Consider the following 15,232-nt stretch of genomic DNA (forward strand, 5'->3'; position numbering starts at 1 on the left):
TCCCACACTGGACCGGCATCAGTGCATGAAAATTGCGATCAGGATGATCACCGGAATTGGCACGCCGAGGAACCACAGAAGTAATGAGCGCATGGTGTTCTCCTTGAATTAACGAACGTAGTTTTCGGTTTCGACGTACACCACCGCATCGCGACGACGACCACCAAAGGTCGCAGCGAAGCTGGCAAAGAACGCACCGATCAACAGGGCAACAAACGTCCACAGCGACGTGTAGGCAGCCACTTTGGCGGCCGTGTCAGCGCCCTGCTTGGCTTTGAGCTTGGCGTCTTCGACAGCTTTACGGGCATCGCCATAGACCTTGTCGATGCGCGCTTCGGCCTCGGCCTGGCTGAGGTTGGTGCGCTGGCTGATCAACTGCGCCAGGTAGGCACGGTCTTCAGCGGCCAGTTGGCCATCGTTGCTCAGGGTGCGAGTGAAGATGCGCGCTACCACGCCGTGGGCCGCGTCATCGCTGACGGCAACCGGGCGGTCGTCACGGAAGAGGCTGTCGACGTAATAGTCGAAGTCGCCGCCGTTGACGCCTTTGGCCGCACCGCCCGCTGCTTGGGTGATTCCGCTGGCGGCGCCCGCTGCGACACTGGCGCCGGCTTTCACACCACCGCTCACGACACTGCTGACCGAGCCGACCACCAGCACTGCGGTAATCAACGTCGCGACCGCCCAGGCCAGGAAGCCATGGGCCGTGTCACGAAAGTACACCTCGTCGCCATGCATTCCGGACCACTTCACTCGCAAGCGTCCGGCGATATAACCGCCCAACCCGGATGCGACGATCTGGGTAAACGCCAGCCAGACAATAGTGGAAATGCCAAGCCCCTTGGCGCTGATACCGCTATCGGCCCACGGCGACACCGCCGAAAAACCCAGGCCGAAACCCAGCAGTACCAGGATCAACGACAGTGCAGCCGCCGCAGCGGCCCCGGCAAAGATCGCTCCCCAGGAAACCCCGGAGTGCGTGCTCGACGCTTGCAGCGTGGATGATGATGTGATCATTGTTGTTGTGCTCCCGGCAGGAAAAATAGTGTTACAAGTCTCAAAAGGGACAGTGCAGGCACCATGCCAGTCGGCAAAAAAATAAATACCTATATATTTCAATAATTTAAATAAGTTGAACTTACTCAAGCCATGCAAGTTGCAAGAGCGGCGGGAGGAAGGCGTGCGTTATGCATTCCCCTGGAAAAAGTATCGGTTTTGCCAACATGAAGTTTTATTTAGGAAGCGTTCAGCCATTTCTTGGCAAAATGCCCCCACTTCTAGTGTGAATCGCTCACCAGGTAATCCTATGACCCGCATTTTGACCATCGAGGATGACGCCGTAACGGCCCGCGAGATCGTCGCCGAGCTGAGTAGCCATGGACTGGACGTAGACTGGGTGGACAACGGCCGCGAAGGCCTGGTCCGCGCCGTGAGTGGTGATTACGATCTGATCACCCTCGACCGCATGCTGCCCGAACTGGATGGGCTGGCCATCGTCACCACCTTGCGCACCATCGGGGTGTCGACGCCGATCCTGATGATCAGCGCCCTCTCCGACGTGGACGAGCGCGTGCGCGGCCTGCGCGCCGGCGGTGATGACTACCTGACCAAGCCATTCGCCTCCGATGAAATGGCCGCCCGCGTCGAAGTGCTGCTGCGGCGCAAAAGCACGGTCAAGGAATTCGAAACTGCCCTGCGCGTGGCCGACCTCGAACTCAACCTGATCAGCCGCGAAGCCAGCCGCGCCGATCAGCCTCTGAGCCTGTTGCCCACCGAGTACAAACTGCTGGAGTTCCTGATGCGCAACACCGGGCAGATCCTGTCGCGGATGATGATCTTCGAGGAAGTCTGGGGCTATCACTTCGACCCGGGCACCAACCTGATCGACGTGCACATCGGTCGCCTGCGCAAGAAAATCGATCCACCGGGCCTCACGCCGTTGATCCGCACGGTACGAGGTTCGGGTTATGTCATTGCTGAACCCCTCTAAAGGCTGGCGTTCTTCCAGCAGCCGTTTGCTGGCGCTGTACAGCTCGCTGTTCGTAGCCTGGAGCTGCATCCTCATGGGGGTGCTGTATTACGAAGTGTCCGGTTACCTGAGCGACCTGTCGCGCCATTCGCTGATGCAGCGCCAGCATCTGTTCCAGCGCTTTGACGGCGAAGAGCTGGTGGAAGCGTTGACCACCAGCATGACCTTCGACATGAAGGGCGTGGACGCCTACGGCTTGTTCGACGAGCAATTTCGCCCTTTGAGCGGGCCGATCCGTGCGATCCCGCCGGACCTGCCGCTGGACGGCAAGATCCACGCCCTGTCCAACTGCGTCGACTCCGACGACCCCAAACTGCCCAAGGACAGCTGCGACGCCGTGGCCACCCACACCGACGACGGCCGCTGGCTGGTGCTGGTGCGCGCCAATGGCTCGTTGTTTGGTGTGACGCGGATCATCTGGCATGCCTTGCTGTGGGCGCTGTCACTGACGATCATCCCCGGCGCTGCTGGCTGGCATTTACTGCGCCGACGTCCGCTGCGGCGGATTCGCGGGATCCAGGCCAGTGCCGAAGCGATCGTCGCCGGCGACCTCACCCATCGCTTGCCGCTGTCCAACCGGCGTGACGAGCTCGACATGCTCGCGGCCATCGTCAACGCCATGCTCGACCGCATCGAGAAGCTGATGAACGAGGTCAAGGGCGTGTGCGACAACATCGCCCACGACCTGCGCACCCCGCTCACCCGCCTGCGGGCGCAGTTGTACCGCATCAAGCAGCAGGCCGAAGCCGAGTCGGCCCATGCGCTGCAACTGGACGACGCCATAGCTGAAACCGACACCCTGATGGCGCGTTTTCGCGGGCTGTTGCGTATCTCGGAACTGGAAGATCACCAACGTCGCTCAGGCTTTCTGGTGATGGACCCGCTGCCATTGCTGCGCGAGTTGCACGACTTCTACCTGCCCCTGGCCGAAGAAGGCGAGTTGCAGCTTTTACTGCAAGTACCAGACTCCCTGCCGTGGATCACCGGCGACCGCGCGTTGCTGTTTGAAGCCCTGGCCAACCTGCTGAGCAACTCGATCAAGTTCTCCCCGGCGGGCGGCGAAGTGATTTTGCGCGGGGTCAACGACGGCGGCAGCACACGCATCGAAGTCCATGACTCCGGGCCAGGCATACCGGCGGCGGAACGCAAAGCGGTGTTCCAGCGGTTTTATCGCGTGGATGAGAGCGACCAGCAAGGTGGGTTCGGCTTGGGCTTGTCGATTGTGGCGGCGATTATCAATTTGCACGGGTTCAAGTTGGACGTCGGCACCAGCGAGCAAGGCGGTGCGAGGCTAGTGCTGGAATGTCGCCAGCAACTGATGCCCGAAGCCTAAGGCGACTGGGTTCCAAATGTGGGAGGGGGCTTGCCCCCGATAGCAGTGTGTCAGTCACCTGATCAATAACTGAAAAACTGCCATCGGGGGCAAGCCCCCTCCCACATTGGCCCTGCGGTGCCTAATAGATCTGTTCAGCTCAGAAATTCGCCCGCAGCGCCTCAACCCCTCCCTTGTATAACCCAGCGAACAGCTCTTCCACCGCTGCATCCGTAGTGCCGGCCGACGGGGTAAACACACCGGACCATGTCACCTTCGCCGACGATTCGCTCAACGCCTCAACCTGCAACGTCGCCAGGTAGGCCGTCACCGGAAATGGCGATGCCCCCTCAATGGTGTAGCTGTAGGTGCGCGCCACGTTATCAAAGGTCTGCAAACGCTCGACGATCGAACCACCGTCGGCGGTGGTCAGGTGGCGCAAGCGGCCGCCTTCGCCCGGCTCGCTCTTGGCGATCAGCGGCAACCAGTCCGGCAGGCTGTTGAAGCCGCCTACCCCTTGCCAGACCGTGTCGGCCGATACCGGGATTTCAATCACTGCAGATGCTGTTGGCACGGTAAATCTCCAAAAGTCGTAGGAAAACGTCGTTCAGCCTGCCACGCAAAGCCGGTCAGTGCATCAATTCCCGCAGTCGATACCACAACATCCCCAACGCCAGCAGCGGCGAACGCAGCGCCTTGCCGCCGGGAAAGGTCATATGCGGCACCTGGCTGAAAACATCCAGACCCTGACTGTGACCCGCATGAATCGCCTCGGCCAGCAGTCGCGCGCACCAGTGGGTCACATTCAGCCCATGGCCGGAATAGCCTTGGGCGTAGAACACATTCGGGTACTGCTGCAACCGCCCGACCTGAGGGAAACGGTTGGCGGTGATGCCGATCTTGCCGCCCCACTGAAACGCGATGGCGGTGTCAGCCAGTTGCGGGAACACCTTGAGCAGCTTGGGCTGCATATACGCGGCAATGTCCGCCGGGGCGCGCCCGGAATAATGGCAGGCACCGCCGAACAGCAGGCGACGGTCGGCCGACAACCGGTAGTAATCCAGGCCGACTTTCTGGTCGCACAGCGCCAGGTTCTGCGGGATGAGTTGGTTGGCCAGCGCCTGCGACAGCGGCTCGGTGGCGATGAGGTAGCTGCCCGCCGGCAACACCTTGCCGCTCAGGCGCGGTTCCAGTTCTTCGAGGTGCGCATTGCAGGCCAGCACCAGGCTGGCGGCGCGCACCGTGCCAGCGGCGCAGCGCACGTGCACGGTGTCGCCGTGGATCAGCTCCAGCACTTCGGTGTGCTCGAAGATTTTCACGCCGAGGGACTCAGCCATCTGCGCTTCACCCAGCACCAGGTTCAATGGGTGCAAATGCCCGGAGCCCATGTCCACCAGGCCGCCGGCATACACGGTCGAGCCCACTACCTGCGGCATATCCTGCGGCCCAACCAGGCGGGTTTCATGGGTGTAACCCAATCGCCCAAGGCCCTCCTGCTCCGCCTTGAACGCCGCGAACTGCGCCGGGGTGTTGGCCAGCTCGCAGAAACCCCAGCGCAGATCACAGTCGATGCCATGCTCACGAATGCGCTCGCCCACCAGCGCCACCGAGTCGATGCCGGCGCGCTGCAGGTAATGCACACCCTCCTCCCCCACGTATTTGGCGAACCCCGACACATCGTGGCCGATCCCGCGGATCAACTGCCCGCCATTGCGCCCGCTGGCGCCCCAACCGACGCGCCGGGCCTCTAGCACAATCACCGAGAGCCCGCGCTGAGCCAGTTCGATGGCGGTGTTGATGCCAGTAAAACCGGCGCCGATTACGCACACATCGGCACTCAGGTCGGCGTCCAGGCTCGGCCGCTCAGGCATGGCATTGGCTGTGGCCCGGTAATAGGAGCGGGCGTGGTCGTTGGACTGGATCATTTATGGGCCTTCACTTTGCTCCAGGCGCGGTCATCAGGCGCATGGTCGCCGGGGTCGGTGGAATCGCCAGCAGCTCGAACGACAGGTTGGAGCATTCCTTGGGAATCGAATAGGCGATATTCAAGGGCCAGCGGGAGAAGCTTGTTCACAAGACGCATTGAGGTCTATCTTGGGCCAGCCTTCGAACGGCATCTATCCACTTTGCACGCAGCACAACGCACCAATAGAGTGCGCACGGATTCTTCATGACACTGGCAACCGCTTTGCGCGTACAGGCCTTCGCCACTGCTGATGTGGCCGCCCAATGCAATGCAACACCTGGCTGGGTGCAACAGTACCAGCAGATGTCCCCGGGGCACTTTGCCGGGCGCATCCGCTACCTCGATCTGCAGGGCGTGCAGGTGTACGAAGAGTGCATGAATACGCGCGTCGAGCAGCATTTCAATGCGCCCCCGGGCTCGCTGGCGTTCTGTTTCGATGGCAGTGACAACGCGCTGTACCTGCTCAATGGCGAAAGCCGCAATACCTGGATCACCCCGGAAAACTACCGCGAAGTGGCGGTGGTGTTCGGCCCGCAATTCGTGCAGCGCCATGGCTTGGATGTGACGAAGCTGGAAGGCCTGTTCATGGCCCCGCTGACCTCCCAGCAGAACGCGCTGTTCAGCCGCTGGCTCAGTGGCACGCTGACGCGCTTGTCCACAGTCGTCGACCCGGTCTCCCTCACCCGGCAACTGCTTGACGACTGCCTGTTCATCCTCGACAACGCCTGTGTCTGCCTGGATCGCAGCTCATTGCGAAGACGCAGTGAAGAACGCCAGTTGATGGCGCGCATCGGTGAGTGGGCGGCGGATGCGCCGGATGCAACCGTCAACCTGCTGGAACTGGCACAGATCGCCGGCGTGTCCTTGCGCCAGCTGCAGCAAGGCTTCAAGACTTACACCGGGATGAGCCCAGCGCAGTGGATGAGGTTGCGCCGCTTGAATGGCGCACGGCGGGACTTGCTGACCGCAGTCGACCGCACCGTGGCTGAAGTGGCGATGAACTGGTCGTTCTGGCATTTGGGGCGGTTCTCGCACAGCTACCATGCGCTGTTCAACGAGCTGCCAAGCGAGACCCTCAAGCGCTCCTGAGGACATCAGGTTTTTATGGTGAGCGGACTTCTGTGATGTCTGTGCGGCCATTCTCAATAACTTGTAAAACCGCGCCGTTATGCCTAGCTTATGCGCCCCCCGCCCTGCGCTTTAAGGCCTTGCCCCCATGGTTTTGCGTTTTCGTCCCGTCGTCACTTCCCGTTTCGCCCTCGGCCTGCTGCTCAGCGGCGGTATCGGCAACAGCCTCGCGGCAGAGATCGAACTGCCGGCGGTGAAGGTCCAGGGCCAGGATGAGGCCGGTTATCGCGCCGATACCGCCTCGGTCGGTGGCTTCAGCGAAACACCGCTGCTAGACACCCCAGCCTCGATCACCGTGCTCAACGCCGCCCTGATCAAGGACCAGCAAGCGCGCCTGCTCAGTGAAGTGCTGCGCAACGACGCCTCGGTGGGCGACAGCTATGCGCCGATTGGCTACTACGAAAACTTTGTGGTGCGCGGCTTCTCGCTGAACGCGGCCAGCAGCTACAAGATCAACGGGCGCACCATCACCGGCGAGCAGAACGTCGCCCTGGAAAACAAGCAGCAGGTCGAAGTGCTCAAGGGCCTGGCGGGCCTGCAAAGCGGGGTTTCCGAACCCAGCGGCGTGATCAACTATGTGACCAAGCGCCCGGAGGATGTGCGTTCGGTCACGGTCTCCACCGATGATCGCGGCAGCGGCTATATCGCCACCGATGTCGGCGGTTGGTTTGGCACTGAGCAGCAATTCGGCCTGCGCGCGAACGTGGCCCACGAAGACCTCAACTCCTATGTCGAGCACGCCAATGGCCAGCGCGACTTTGTGTCCCTGGCCTTCGACTGGAACATCAGCCCCGACGCCGTGTTGCAACTCGACGCCGAGTACCAGAACAAGCAACAGCGTTCGGTACCGGGTTATCAATTGCTCGGCGGCACCGAATTGCCCCACGACGCCTCGCCGAAAAAACTGCTCGGCCATCAGAGCGGTTCCAGGCAGGTCGGCATCGACTCGCTGAACCTCAACGGCAAGTTTGAATACCGCTTCAGCGACCAGTGGCAAGGCAGCGTCAGCGCGGCGCGCAGCAAGGTGGTGATCGACGACTACAGTTCGTTTGCCTGGGGCTGCTACGGCTCGACCAGTTGCACGGCCAAGGTGCCAAACACCTTCAGCCCCGAGGGCAGCTACGACGTCTACGACTACCGCAGCCCCGACGACACCCGCCGTGACGATGAAGTCCAGGCGGCCATGACCGGGCTGTTCGACACCGCAGGTATCGGCCATGAGCTGACCGTCGGCACCAGTGCGCTCCGCCGGGTGGTCGACAAGCGCAAGCCGGTCAACGAGTACATCGGCACCAGCAACATCGACGAAGACACGCCGACATTCACCCCCACCGACAAACCGCTGAATGACAGCCACCGCAACCTCGACAGCCGCCAATACGGCGTGTTCGTCACCGACCGCATCCGCTTCAACGAGCAATGGCAAACCATCCTCGGTGGTCGCGAGGTGCGCCTGGATGAAAAGGCCTTCGACGGCGAAACTGGCAACCAGACCCGCCATACCCAGCAATACGTGTTCCTGCCCCAGGCGTCGCTGATCTACAAACCGATTGAAAACGTCTCGCTCTACACCAGCTACAGCAAGGGCCTGTCCCTGGGCGGTACGGCGCCGTGGTTCGCCACCAACGCCGATGAAACCCTCGCCCCCACCACCTCCCGCCAAATCGAAGCCGGCGTGAAATACGACTGGCGCCGCATCAGCTTCGCCGCCGCCGTGTTCCAGACCCGCCAGGCCTATCAGTACGCCAAGCCCGACGCTGCCGGCGACTTCACCTATGTGCAGCAGGGCGAGCAGAAAAACACCGGCGTGGAACTCTCGGCCAACGGCTGGGCCACTGAGCGCCTGCAAATCTCCAGCAGCGTGGCAGCCATTCGCGCGCGGGTGACCGGCAGCGGCACGCCGGAATACGAAGCGCACCAGGCGATCAACGTGCCGAAGCTGCGCGCCAGTGTCTACGCCGACTATGCGTTGCCGTGGGTGAATGGGTTGGCGGTGCTGGGCGGTGTGCAATACAGCGCCAAGAAGTACGCCAACCGCAGCGGCAATGTGGAGGTGGGGGATTACGCGGTGGTCAACGTCGGCAGCCGCTACACCACCAAGGTGGACGGCTATGAAACGGTGTTTCGCCTGAGCGTCGACAACCTGTTCGACAAGCGCTACTGGCGCGACGCGGGCGAGTACATGGGCGATGACTATCTGTTCCAGGGCGCGCCTCTGACGGCGCGGCTGAGTGCGTCGGTCAACTTCTGAGGCTTACTTGGGCATCTTGCGAAAACCCACTGCCAACCGGTTCCAGCTGTTGATGGTGGCAATCGCGACGCTCAGGTCGATCTGTTCCTGGGCGCTGAACTCGGCCGCCAGTGCATTGAAATCTTCATCCGGGGCGTGGGTCTGGCTGATCAGCGTCAGGCTTTCGGCCCAGGCCAGCGCCGCACGTTCGCGCGGGGTGAAGAACGGCGTTTCACGCCAGGCCGACAGGGTGTACAGGCGCCGCTCGGTCTCGCCGCCCTTGCGGGCATCGGCGGTGTGCATGTCGAGGCAGAAGGCACAGCCGTTGATCTGCGACACGCGCAGGCGGATCAGCTCCAGCAACGGCAACTCGATAGAGAGTTTGCCGACCGCCGCTTCCAGGGCAAGCATGGCTTTCATGGCGTCTGGGGATGCGGTGTAGAAATCGGTACGGGCTTGCATGGTGGAACTCCAGGACGGTGGGATTGGTGGCTAGGTTAGTCACCGTCGCAGCCGCGAGAAATATCCAATTGTGGAGAAGATCAGGTAGCCAATGCGTCAGCCCGGCAATGGAATCACCCGCAACGGCCGCACCGACTTATAGGAAAAACTCGAATAGATCTCCTTGACGCACGGCAGCGTCTGCAACACCTCCCGCGCAAACTCGCCAAACGACTCCAGGTCCTTGGCCACTACTTCGAGCAAAAAGTCATAGCGCCCGGACACGTTGTGACACGCCACGATTTCCGGAATCTCCAACAAACGCTGCTCGAACGCCCGAGCGATGTCCTGGGTGTGGCTCTCCATCATGATGCTGACAAACGCCGTCACCCCATACCCCAGCGCCTTGGGCGAAAGAATCGCCTGGTAACCGCTGATCACCCCGCTCTCTTCCAAGTTACGTACGCGACGCCAGCACGGTGAGGTGGTCAGGGACACGCGGTCGGCCAGTTCGGCCACGGTGAGACGGGCGTTGCCTTGCAGGGCGTTTAACAACGCCTTGTCGGTGCGATCCAGAGTGACGGGCATGATGTGCCTCTGTTTGTTGTTTTTAGGGGTTTTTCATCCCTTAACGCGGGATTTGTCGGCAAAGTTTGCAAAATCCATCTGTGGTTATGAGCATAGCATTGTAGGAAATAAGGAGCGCCCGACATGAACAATAAACACCATGCATTCGGCTTTTCCACCCGCGCCATCCACCACGGCTACGACCCCAAGGACCACCATGGCGCGCTCGTGCCACCGGTCTACCTCTCGGCCACGTTTGCCTTCCCAACTGCCGAATACGGCGCCGCGTGTTTTGCCGGCGAAGCCAGCGGCCACTTCTACACACGCATTTCCAACCCGACCCTGGCGCTGCTGGAGTCGCGCATGGCCACCCTGGAAAACGGCGAGGCGGCGGTAGCGTTCAGTTCCGGCATGGGCGCGATTGCCGCGACATTCTGGACCTTGCTGCGGCCAGGCGATGAAGTGATCGTCAGCCAGACCCTCTACGGCTGCACCTTCGCCCTGTTGCACCACGGCATCGGCGAGTTCGGCATCAAGGTGCGCCATGTGGACCTCACCAACCTGGCCGCCCTGCAAGCGGCGCTCAGCCCCGCCACCCGCATGATCTACTGTGAAACCCCGGCCAACCCCACCCTGCAATTGGTGGACATCGCCGCCGTGGCCGCCCTCGCCCATCAACAGCCGAATGTCACGGTCGTGATCGACAACACTTACTGCACGCCGTACCTGCAACGCCCGCTGGAACTGGGCGCGGATGTGGTGGTGCACTCGGCCACCAAATACCTCAGCGGCCACGGCGATATCACCGCCGGCATCGCCGTGAGCAACCTGGCCACGGCCCAGCGCATTCGCTTGCAAGGCCTCAAGGATCTGACCGGCGCGGTGATGTCGCCCCAGGACGCCGCGCTGCTGATGCGCGGCCTCAAGACCCTGGCCCTGCGCATGGACCGCCATTGCAGCAACGCCCAGGCGGTGGCCGAAGCCTTGCAGGCGCACCCGGCGGTGGAGTGGGTCACGTATCCGGGGCTGCGCACTTTCGCGCAGTACGAGCTGGCAGCGCGGCAAATGAGCCAGGCGGGCGGCATGATTGCGTTCGAACTCAAGGGGGGGATCGACAGCGGTCGGCGCTTTATGAACGCCCTCAAGCTGTTCACCCGTGCGGTCAGCCTCGGGGACGCCGAATCCCTGGCCCAGCACCCGGCGAGCATGACCCACTCCACCTACACCCCCGAAGAGCGTGCGCACCACGGCATCAGCGAGGGGTTGGTGCGTTTATCGGTCGGGCTGGAGGATGTGGCCGACCTGCTGGCGGATGTGCAACAAGCGCTGGCCAAATGTGCTCGCGCCGTGCCACGCCAAACGCTGATGGCGGCGCATGCCGTGAGATAAGCGCCGTGCTCCCCTCGCGGCGGTCGGACAGTTCCGGCCGCCGTTGGCCGTGGTTAATCTGGTTTTTTTGGCAATTGGATCCCCATGCCGCCGCCAGGCTGTACTAGCATACGTCCTGCACTCGACATTCATGGACGAACTGATGAACTCACACCTGTTCCCACATATAGGCAAGGTCATCGCCAGCACCGGCAGTCGCCATTTCCCACGCATGCTGCATGACCTGATCCTCACCCAACTGGCAGTGGACGCCACCCATATCACCCAATTGCACGTGAGCCCCGACGGGCACACCCGCCGCAAGATCAGCCCGGTCTACACCGACTCGGTGGCGGCCCTGGGCGAAGCACAGCCCGCCGCACAACTGCACCTCACGCGCCGCAAAGACGACGTGCGCTATGTGCTGTCGGTGTACCGCTCGCACCAGTCCGAAAGCTTTTCGCCCCAGGAACGCAGCATGCTGCAGGACTTCTCCACCCTGCTGCTGCCCATGGTGGAAAAACACATCACCGCGATCCAACCCTGCTGCCAGGACAGCGACCCGAAGGCGCCGCAAAACCAGGGCATCGACACCCTGCGCCGGCGCATTGAAGAGCGCCTGGTGCAATCGGGCCTGACCCTGTCCAACCGCGAGCTGGAAGTGTGCGTGGGCCTGCTGGCCGGGCGCACCGCGCCAGAGTTGGCGGAGCAACTGGCGTTGAAAGTCAACACGATTGAAAGCTACCTCAAGCGGGCGGCGATCAAGTTGGGGATCAGCGGGCGGCATTCGCTGTTGCGGTGGATGTACGCCACGGACGACATCGCCAGCTAAGCCTCCCGTCGCCCCGTAGCAGCTGTCGAGCGCAAGCGAGGCTGCGTTGGCGCCCCGCAGATCGCGGGGTGTCAATACGTCCGCTACGCAGCCTCGCCAAGGCTCGGCAGCTGCTACGACCCGAAGCTTGCACTTGCCCGTGAGCGTCAATCCCTCGCCAGTGCCTCGATCGGGTCCAGCCGCGCGGCGTTCCGCGCCGGCACAAAGCCAAACACAATGCCGATCAGCGTCGAACAGGCAAAGGCCGTGACGATTGAGCCGACCGAAAACACCATCTCCCATTCCTTCACAAACAGCGAAAACAGAAACCCCAGCGCGTAGGACAGTGAGATACCAATCAAACCGCCGATCAGGCACACCATCACCGCTTCCACCAGAAACTGCTGGCGAATGTCCGACTGCCGCGCGCCCACCGCCATGCGGATGCCAATCTCGCGGGTACGCTCGGTGACCGACACCAGCATGATATTCATCACCCCAATCCCCCCCACCAGCAATGAAATCACGGCAATCAACGACAACAGCAACGCCAGGGAGCGGCTGGTTTTCTGCACCGTCTGCATGATGCTGTCGAGGTTGTTGGTGAAAAAATCCTTGGTGCCGTGGCGTTGCAGCATGAGTTTGTTGACGTTGTCTTCGACCACCTTGCTCGGCTGGCCGTCCTTGATGCGCACGGTGATGCTGTCCAGATGACGCTGGCCCAACAGGCGCCCCGCCGCTGTTTCGTAAGGCACCCACACGTTGAGCGCCTTACTGGCGGCGAACATGTTTTTGTTGTCGGCCGTCACGCCGATCACCGTGCACGGCAGGTTGCCCACCAGGATCACCTGGCCCAGCGGGTCCACGTTCGGGCCGAACAGGCGGTGGCGGGTGTTGTGGTCAATCACCACCACCTGGGCCTGGCGCCGGGCATCGCTTTCGCTGAAGGCAATACCGGCTTCGAGCTTCAGGCCCTTGACCTTGAAATAGCGGTCGCTGACACCGTTGACCTGGGCGTCCAGGTCGATATTGCCGTAGCGCAGCAACAGACTGCGGCCCACCACCGGCGTGGCGCTGTCCACGTAGTACAGCTGGTTAAGCGCGTCCACATCCGATGGCATCAGGGTTTCGATGGCCGAGGCGCGGCTGTCGCCGAAACTGGTGCCGGAAAAGATATCGATGGTGTTGCTGCCGATCGCCTGGATGTCCTTGAGCACATAGCGCTTGGCGCCTTCGCCAATCGCCGAGATCGACACCACCGAGGTGATGCCGATGACGATGCCGAGCATGGTCAGCAAGGTACGCATGCGATGGGACACCAGCGCGACCCAGGCCATGTTGAACGCTTCCTTGAACAGCCCCAGGCTCGCCACCAGGCGCCGTGCGCCGCTGCGCCGCGGCTCTATCGGCGTCTCGGCCGGCACGTCCAGGCCACTGCTGGCGTTGGCCTTGTCACTAATGATCTCGCCGTCGCACACCTCGACAATGCGCTGGGCATTCGCCGCCACTTTCGGGTCGTGGGTGACGATGATCACCGTGTGCCCCGCCGCGTGCAGTTCAGCGAGGATGCGCATCACCTCCTTACCGCTGTGGGTGTCGAGAGCGCCGGTGGGTTCGTCGGCGAGGATCACTTCACCGCCGTTCATCAAGGCCCGCGCGATACTCACCCGCTGCTGCTGGCCGCCGGAGAGCTGGCTGGGCCGGTGCGTGGTGTGGCTGGCCAGGCCCAGCCGTTCGAGCAATTCCCGTGCGCGACTGTGGCGTTGGGTCTCAGGAGTGCCGGCATAGATCGCCGGCATTTCCACGTTGTGCAAGGCGCTGAGGTGCGCCAGCAAGTGGTAGCGCTGGAAGATGAACCCGAAGTAATCGCGACGCAGCTCCGCCAGTTGCTCATCGCCCAACGAGCGGGTTTCGATGCCATTGATTTTGTAGCTGCCGGCGGTGGCGTAATCCAGGCCGCCGAGGATGTTCATCAATGTGGATTTGCCGGACCCGGACGCACCGATAATCGCGACCATTTCCCCGGCCTGAATCGTCAGGTCGATACCCTTGAGCGCAATGAATTCGCGCTCGCCGGCCATGAAACTGCGGGTGATGCCCTTGAGTTCCAACAGTGGCTGGCTCATCCGTCAGTTCCCCGCCACGGCAGGCGACGCATCGCCGATCACCACTTTATCGCCCTCGGCCAGGCCGTCCAGGATCTGCACCTTGACGTTGTTGTTGATGCCGGTCTTCACATCCCGCGACACCGCCTTGCCCTTGGCGTCCAGCACCCGCAGCGCGTAACTGCCGTCCTTGTTGCGCGCCCCGAGTGCGGCCACCGGCACCATCAACGCGGCCTCGGCGGTGTCGAGCACGATGCGCACCTGGGCGGTCATGGCGATGCGCAGGCGGTGGTCGGGGTTGGGCACATCGAACAACGCGTTGTAGAACACCGCCGTGTTCTGCTTGGGCGTGCCGGCGGTCTGGGTTTCGAGGAAGTTCTGCGGCGCCGGCTCGGTACCGCGCAGCTTGGCGTAGTAGCGTTTGTCAGCCTCACCGAGGATGGTGAAATACACCTGCTGGCCGGGGCTGATATGAATCACATCCGCCTCCGACACCTGGGCCTTGACCGTCATTGTGTCGAGGTCCGCCAACTTGAGCAGTACCGGTGCCAACTGGCTGGCGATCACCGTCTGGCCTTCCTGGGTGACGATGCCCACCACATCGCCGTCGATAGGCGCATTGATGCGGGTGTAGTCCAGGTTGATCTTGGCGGTGTCGATCTGGATATGCGCGCTTTTGATCTGCGCATCCAGGGCCAACAGATTGGCCTGCTGTACCTGATAGCTCGATTCGGCGTCTTCGAAATCCTGGCGTGAGACCGACTCGTCATTCTGCAAGCCTTTGTAGCGCTCATACACCGACTTGGCCTGCCTGAGCTGCGCCGCCGTGGCCCGGCGCTGGGCCTGGAGGTTTTCCTCATCCACCTCGGCCTTGCGCAGGGTGTTCTGCAGGATCAGCGGGTCGATTTCCGCAAGCCACTGGCCCTTTTTGACCTTGTCGCCGACCTTGACCTTGAGCGACTTCAACTGGCCCGAGACCTGGGCGCCGACGTCGACCTGCTTGATGCCTTCGAGCAGGCCGGTGGCCAGGACGGCGTTTTCGATATCGCCGCGTTCGGCGGTTGCGGTGAGGTACAGCGGTGCATCGGCTGGGGCCTGGACGGTGTAGATGATCAGGCCGATGGCGACGGCCAGTACGGTGAATATGCCGATTTTGCGGAATTTAGAGTTTTGCATAAATGACCATAGAAATTGGTTTGGCCCGGCCTATTGGGTTGGGCTTTTTTGGATCGGGTGTATATCCGTTTCTGGGGTAACGGCGGCTATTGGTTCCGCCCT

At 62.0% G+C, this 15,232-nt stretch carries 13 protein-coding genes; 6 read left to right on the forward strand and 7 right to left on the reverse strand.

All coding sequences use genetic code 11. The annotated features are described in order from the left end of the window. Positions 1 to 108: 108 nt before the first annotated feature. A complete protein-coding gene (locus tag AOA60_RS15195; protein WP_099585121.1) occupies positions 109 to 1,014 on the reverse strand; it encodes a hypothetical protein in 906 nt (301 codons plus the stop codon). A 289-nt stretch (positions 1,015 to 1,303) separates the two neighbouring features. Here AOA60_RS15195 and AOA60_RS15200 point away from each other — a divergent pair, with 289 nt between their 5' ends. Both AOA60_RS15200 and AOA60_RS15205 read left to right on the forward strand, forming a co-directional pair. Continuing rightward, positions 1,304 to 1,987 carry a response regulator transcription factor gene (locus AOA60_RS15200; RefSeq protein WP_010564812.1) on the forward strand — a complete coding sequence of 228 codons (684 nt, stop codon included), beginning with the start codon at positions 1,304 to 1,306 and terminating at the stop codon, positions 1,985 to 1,987. Then, positions 1,965 to 3,359 (forward strand): HAMP domain-containing sensor histidine kinase, encoded by a 1,395-nt coding sequence (locus tag AOA60_RS15205; RefSeq protein ID WP_099585122.1) that lies wholly within the window; start codon positions 1,965 to 1,967, stop codon positions 3,357 to 3,359. Before AOA60_RS15200 ends, AOA60_RS15205 begins: the two co-directional genes overlap by 23 nt. Before the next feature lie 139 nt (positions 3,360 to 3,498). On the opposite strand, the gene AOA60_RS15210 is transcribed toward AOA60_RS15205, so the two are convergent. Together AOA60_RS15210 and AOA60_RS15215 are read right to left on the reverse strand one after the other, a co-directional pair. Beyond that, a complete protein-coding gene (locus tag AOA60_RS15210; protein ID WP_099585123.1) occupies positions 3,499 to 3,912 on the reverse strand; it encodes an SRPBCC family protein in 414 nt (137 codons plus the stop codon). Positions 3,913 to 3,967: 55 nt separating this feature from the next. Then, complete coding sequence (locus AOA60_RS15215; protein WP_099585124.1) at positions 3,968 to 5,263, reverse strand: FAD-binding oxidoreductase; 1,296 nt, start codon at positions 5,261 to 5,263, stop codon at positions 3,968 to 3,970. Positions 5,264 to 5,508: 245 nt separating this feature from the next. On the opposite strand from AOA60_RS15215, the gene AOA60_RS15220 reads away from it, so the two are divergent. Together AOA60_RS15220 and AOA60_RS15225 are read left to right on the forward strand one after the other, a co-directional pair. Continuing rightward, complete coding sequence (locus AOA60_RS15220) at positions 5,509 to 6,393, forward strand: helix-turn-helix domain-containing protein (protein ID WP_099585125.1); 885 nt, start codon at positions 5,509 to 5,511, stop codon at positions 6,391 to 6,393. 127 nt (positions 6,394 to 6,520) lie between these two features. After that, a complete protein-coding gene (locus AOA60_RS15225) occupies positions 6,521 to 8,683 on the forward strand; it encodes a TonB-dependent siderophore receptor (protein ID WP_099585126.1) in 2,163 nt (720 codons plus the stop codon). Between the two features lie 3 nt (positions 8,684 to 8,686). Here the strand turns inward: AOA60_RS15225 and AOA60_RS15230 are convergent, their stop codons facing one another. Further along, positions 8,687 to 9,124 carry a carboxymuconolactone decarboxylase family protein gene (locus tag AOA60_RS15230; protein WP_099585127.1) on the reverse strand — a complete coding sequence of 146 codons (438 nt, stop codon included), beginning with the start codon at positions 9,122 to 9,124 and terminating at the stop codon, positions 8,687 to 8,689. Between the two features lie 96 nt (positions 9,125 to 9,220). After that, positions 9,221 to 9,691, reverse strand: coding sequence for an Lrp/AsnC family transcriptional regulator (locus AOA60_RS15235; RefSeq protein ID WP_099585128.1), 471 nt, complete (start codon positions 9,689 to 9,691; stop codon positions 9,221 to 9,223). Between the two features lie 123 nt (positions 9,692 to 9,814). Between AOA60_RS15235 and AOA60_RS15240 the strand changes: the two genes are divergently transcribed. Together AOA60_RS15240 and AOA60_RS15245 are read left to right on the forward strand one after the other, a co-directional pair. Next, positions 9,815 to 11,059, forward strand: coding sequence for a methionine gamma-lyase (locus tag AOA60_RS15240; protein WP_099585129.1), 1,245 nt, complete (start codon positions 9,815 to 9,817; stop codon positions 11,057 to 11,059). 142 nt (positions 11,060 to 11,201) lie between these two features. Then, entirely contained in the window at positions 11,202 to 11,870 is a 669-nt protein-coding gene (locus AOA60_RS15245) for a helix-turn-helix transcriptional regulator (RefSeq protein WP_177411529.1), read from the forward strand. Between the two features lie 146 nt (positions 11,871 to 12,016). Here AOA60_RS15245 and AOA60_RS15250 read toward each other — a convergent pair whose 3' ends face one another. Both AOA60_RS15250 and macA read right to left on the reverse strand, forming a co-directional pair. Continuing rightward, a complete protein-coding gene (locus AOA60_RS15250; protein WP_099585131.1) occupies positions 12,017 to 13,975 on the reverse strand; it encodes a MacB family efflux pump subunit in 1,959 nt (652 codons plus the stop codon). A gap of 3 nt (positions 13,976 to 13,978) precedes the next feature. Then, a complete protein-coding gene (gene macA / locus AOA60_RS15255) occupies positions 13,979 to 15,130 on the reverse strand; it encodes a macrolide transporter subunit MacA (protein ID WP_099585132.1) in 1,152 nt (383 codons plus the stop codon). Positions 15,131 to 15,232 lie beyond the last annotated feature (102 nt).

Origin of the sequence: Pseudomonas sp. 2822-17, assembly GCF_002742485.1 — a bacterium.
Taxonomy (GTDB): domain Bacteria; phylum Pseudomonadota; class Gammaproteobacteria; order Pseudomonadales; family Pseudomonadaceae; genus Aquipseudomonas; species Aquipseudomonas cyclaminis.

Coding starts and splice junctions, on each gene's coding strand:
- macA (WP_099585132.1), bottom strand. CDS start 15,130: ATGCAAAACTCTAAATTCCGCAAAATCGGCATATTCACCGTACTGGCC.
- AOA60_RS15240 (WP_099585129.1), top strand. CDS start 9,815: ATGAACAATAAACACCATGCATTCGGCTTTTCCACCCGCGCCATCCAC.
- AOA60_RS15235 (WP_099585128.1), bottom strand. CDS start 9,691: ATGCCCGTCACTCTGGATCGCACCGACAAGGCGTTGTTAAACGCCCTG.
- AOA60_RS15205 (WP_099585122.1), top strand. CDS start 1,965: ATGTCATTGCTGAACCCCTCTAAAGGCTGGCGTTCTTCCAGCAGCCGT.
- AOA60_RS15195 (WP_099585121.1), bottom strand. CDS start 1,014: ATGATCACATCATCATCCACGCTGCAAGCGTCGAGCACGCACTCCGGG.
- AOA60_RS15220 (WP_099585125.1), top strand. CDS start 5,509: ATGACACTGGCAACCGCTTTGCGCGTACAGGCCTTCGCCACTGCTGAT.
- AOA60_RS15245 (WP_177411529.1), top strand. CDS start 11,202: ATGAACTCACACCTGTTCCCACATATAGGCAAGGTCATCGCCAGCACC.
- AOA60_RS15250 (WP_099585131.1), bottom strand. CDS start 13,975: ATGAGCCAGCCACTGTTGGAACTCAAGGGCATCACCCGCAGTTTCATG.
- AOA60_RS15225 (WP_099585126.1), top strand. CDS start 6,521: ATGGTTTTGCGTTTTCGTCCCGTCGTCACTTCCCGTTTCGCCCTCGGC.
- AOA60_RS15230 (WP_099585127.1), bottom strand. CDS start 9,124: ATGCAAGCCCGTACCGATTTCTACACCGCATCCCCAGACGCCATGAAA.
- AOA60_RS15200 (WP_010564812.1), top strand. CDS start 1,304: ATGACCCGCATTTTGACCATCGAGGATGACGCCGTAACGGCCCGCGAG.
- AOA60_RS15215 (WP_099585124.1), bottom strand. CDS start 5,263: ATGATCCAGTCCAACGACCACGCCCGCTCCTATTACCGGGCCACAGCC.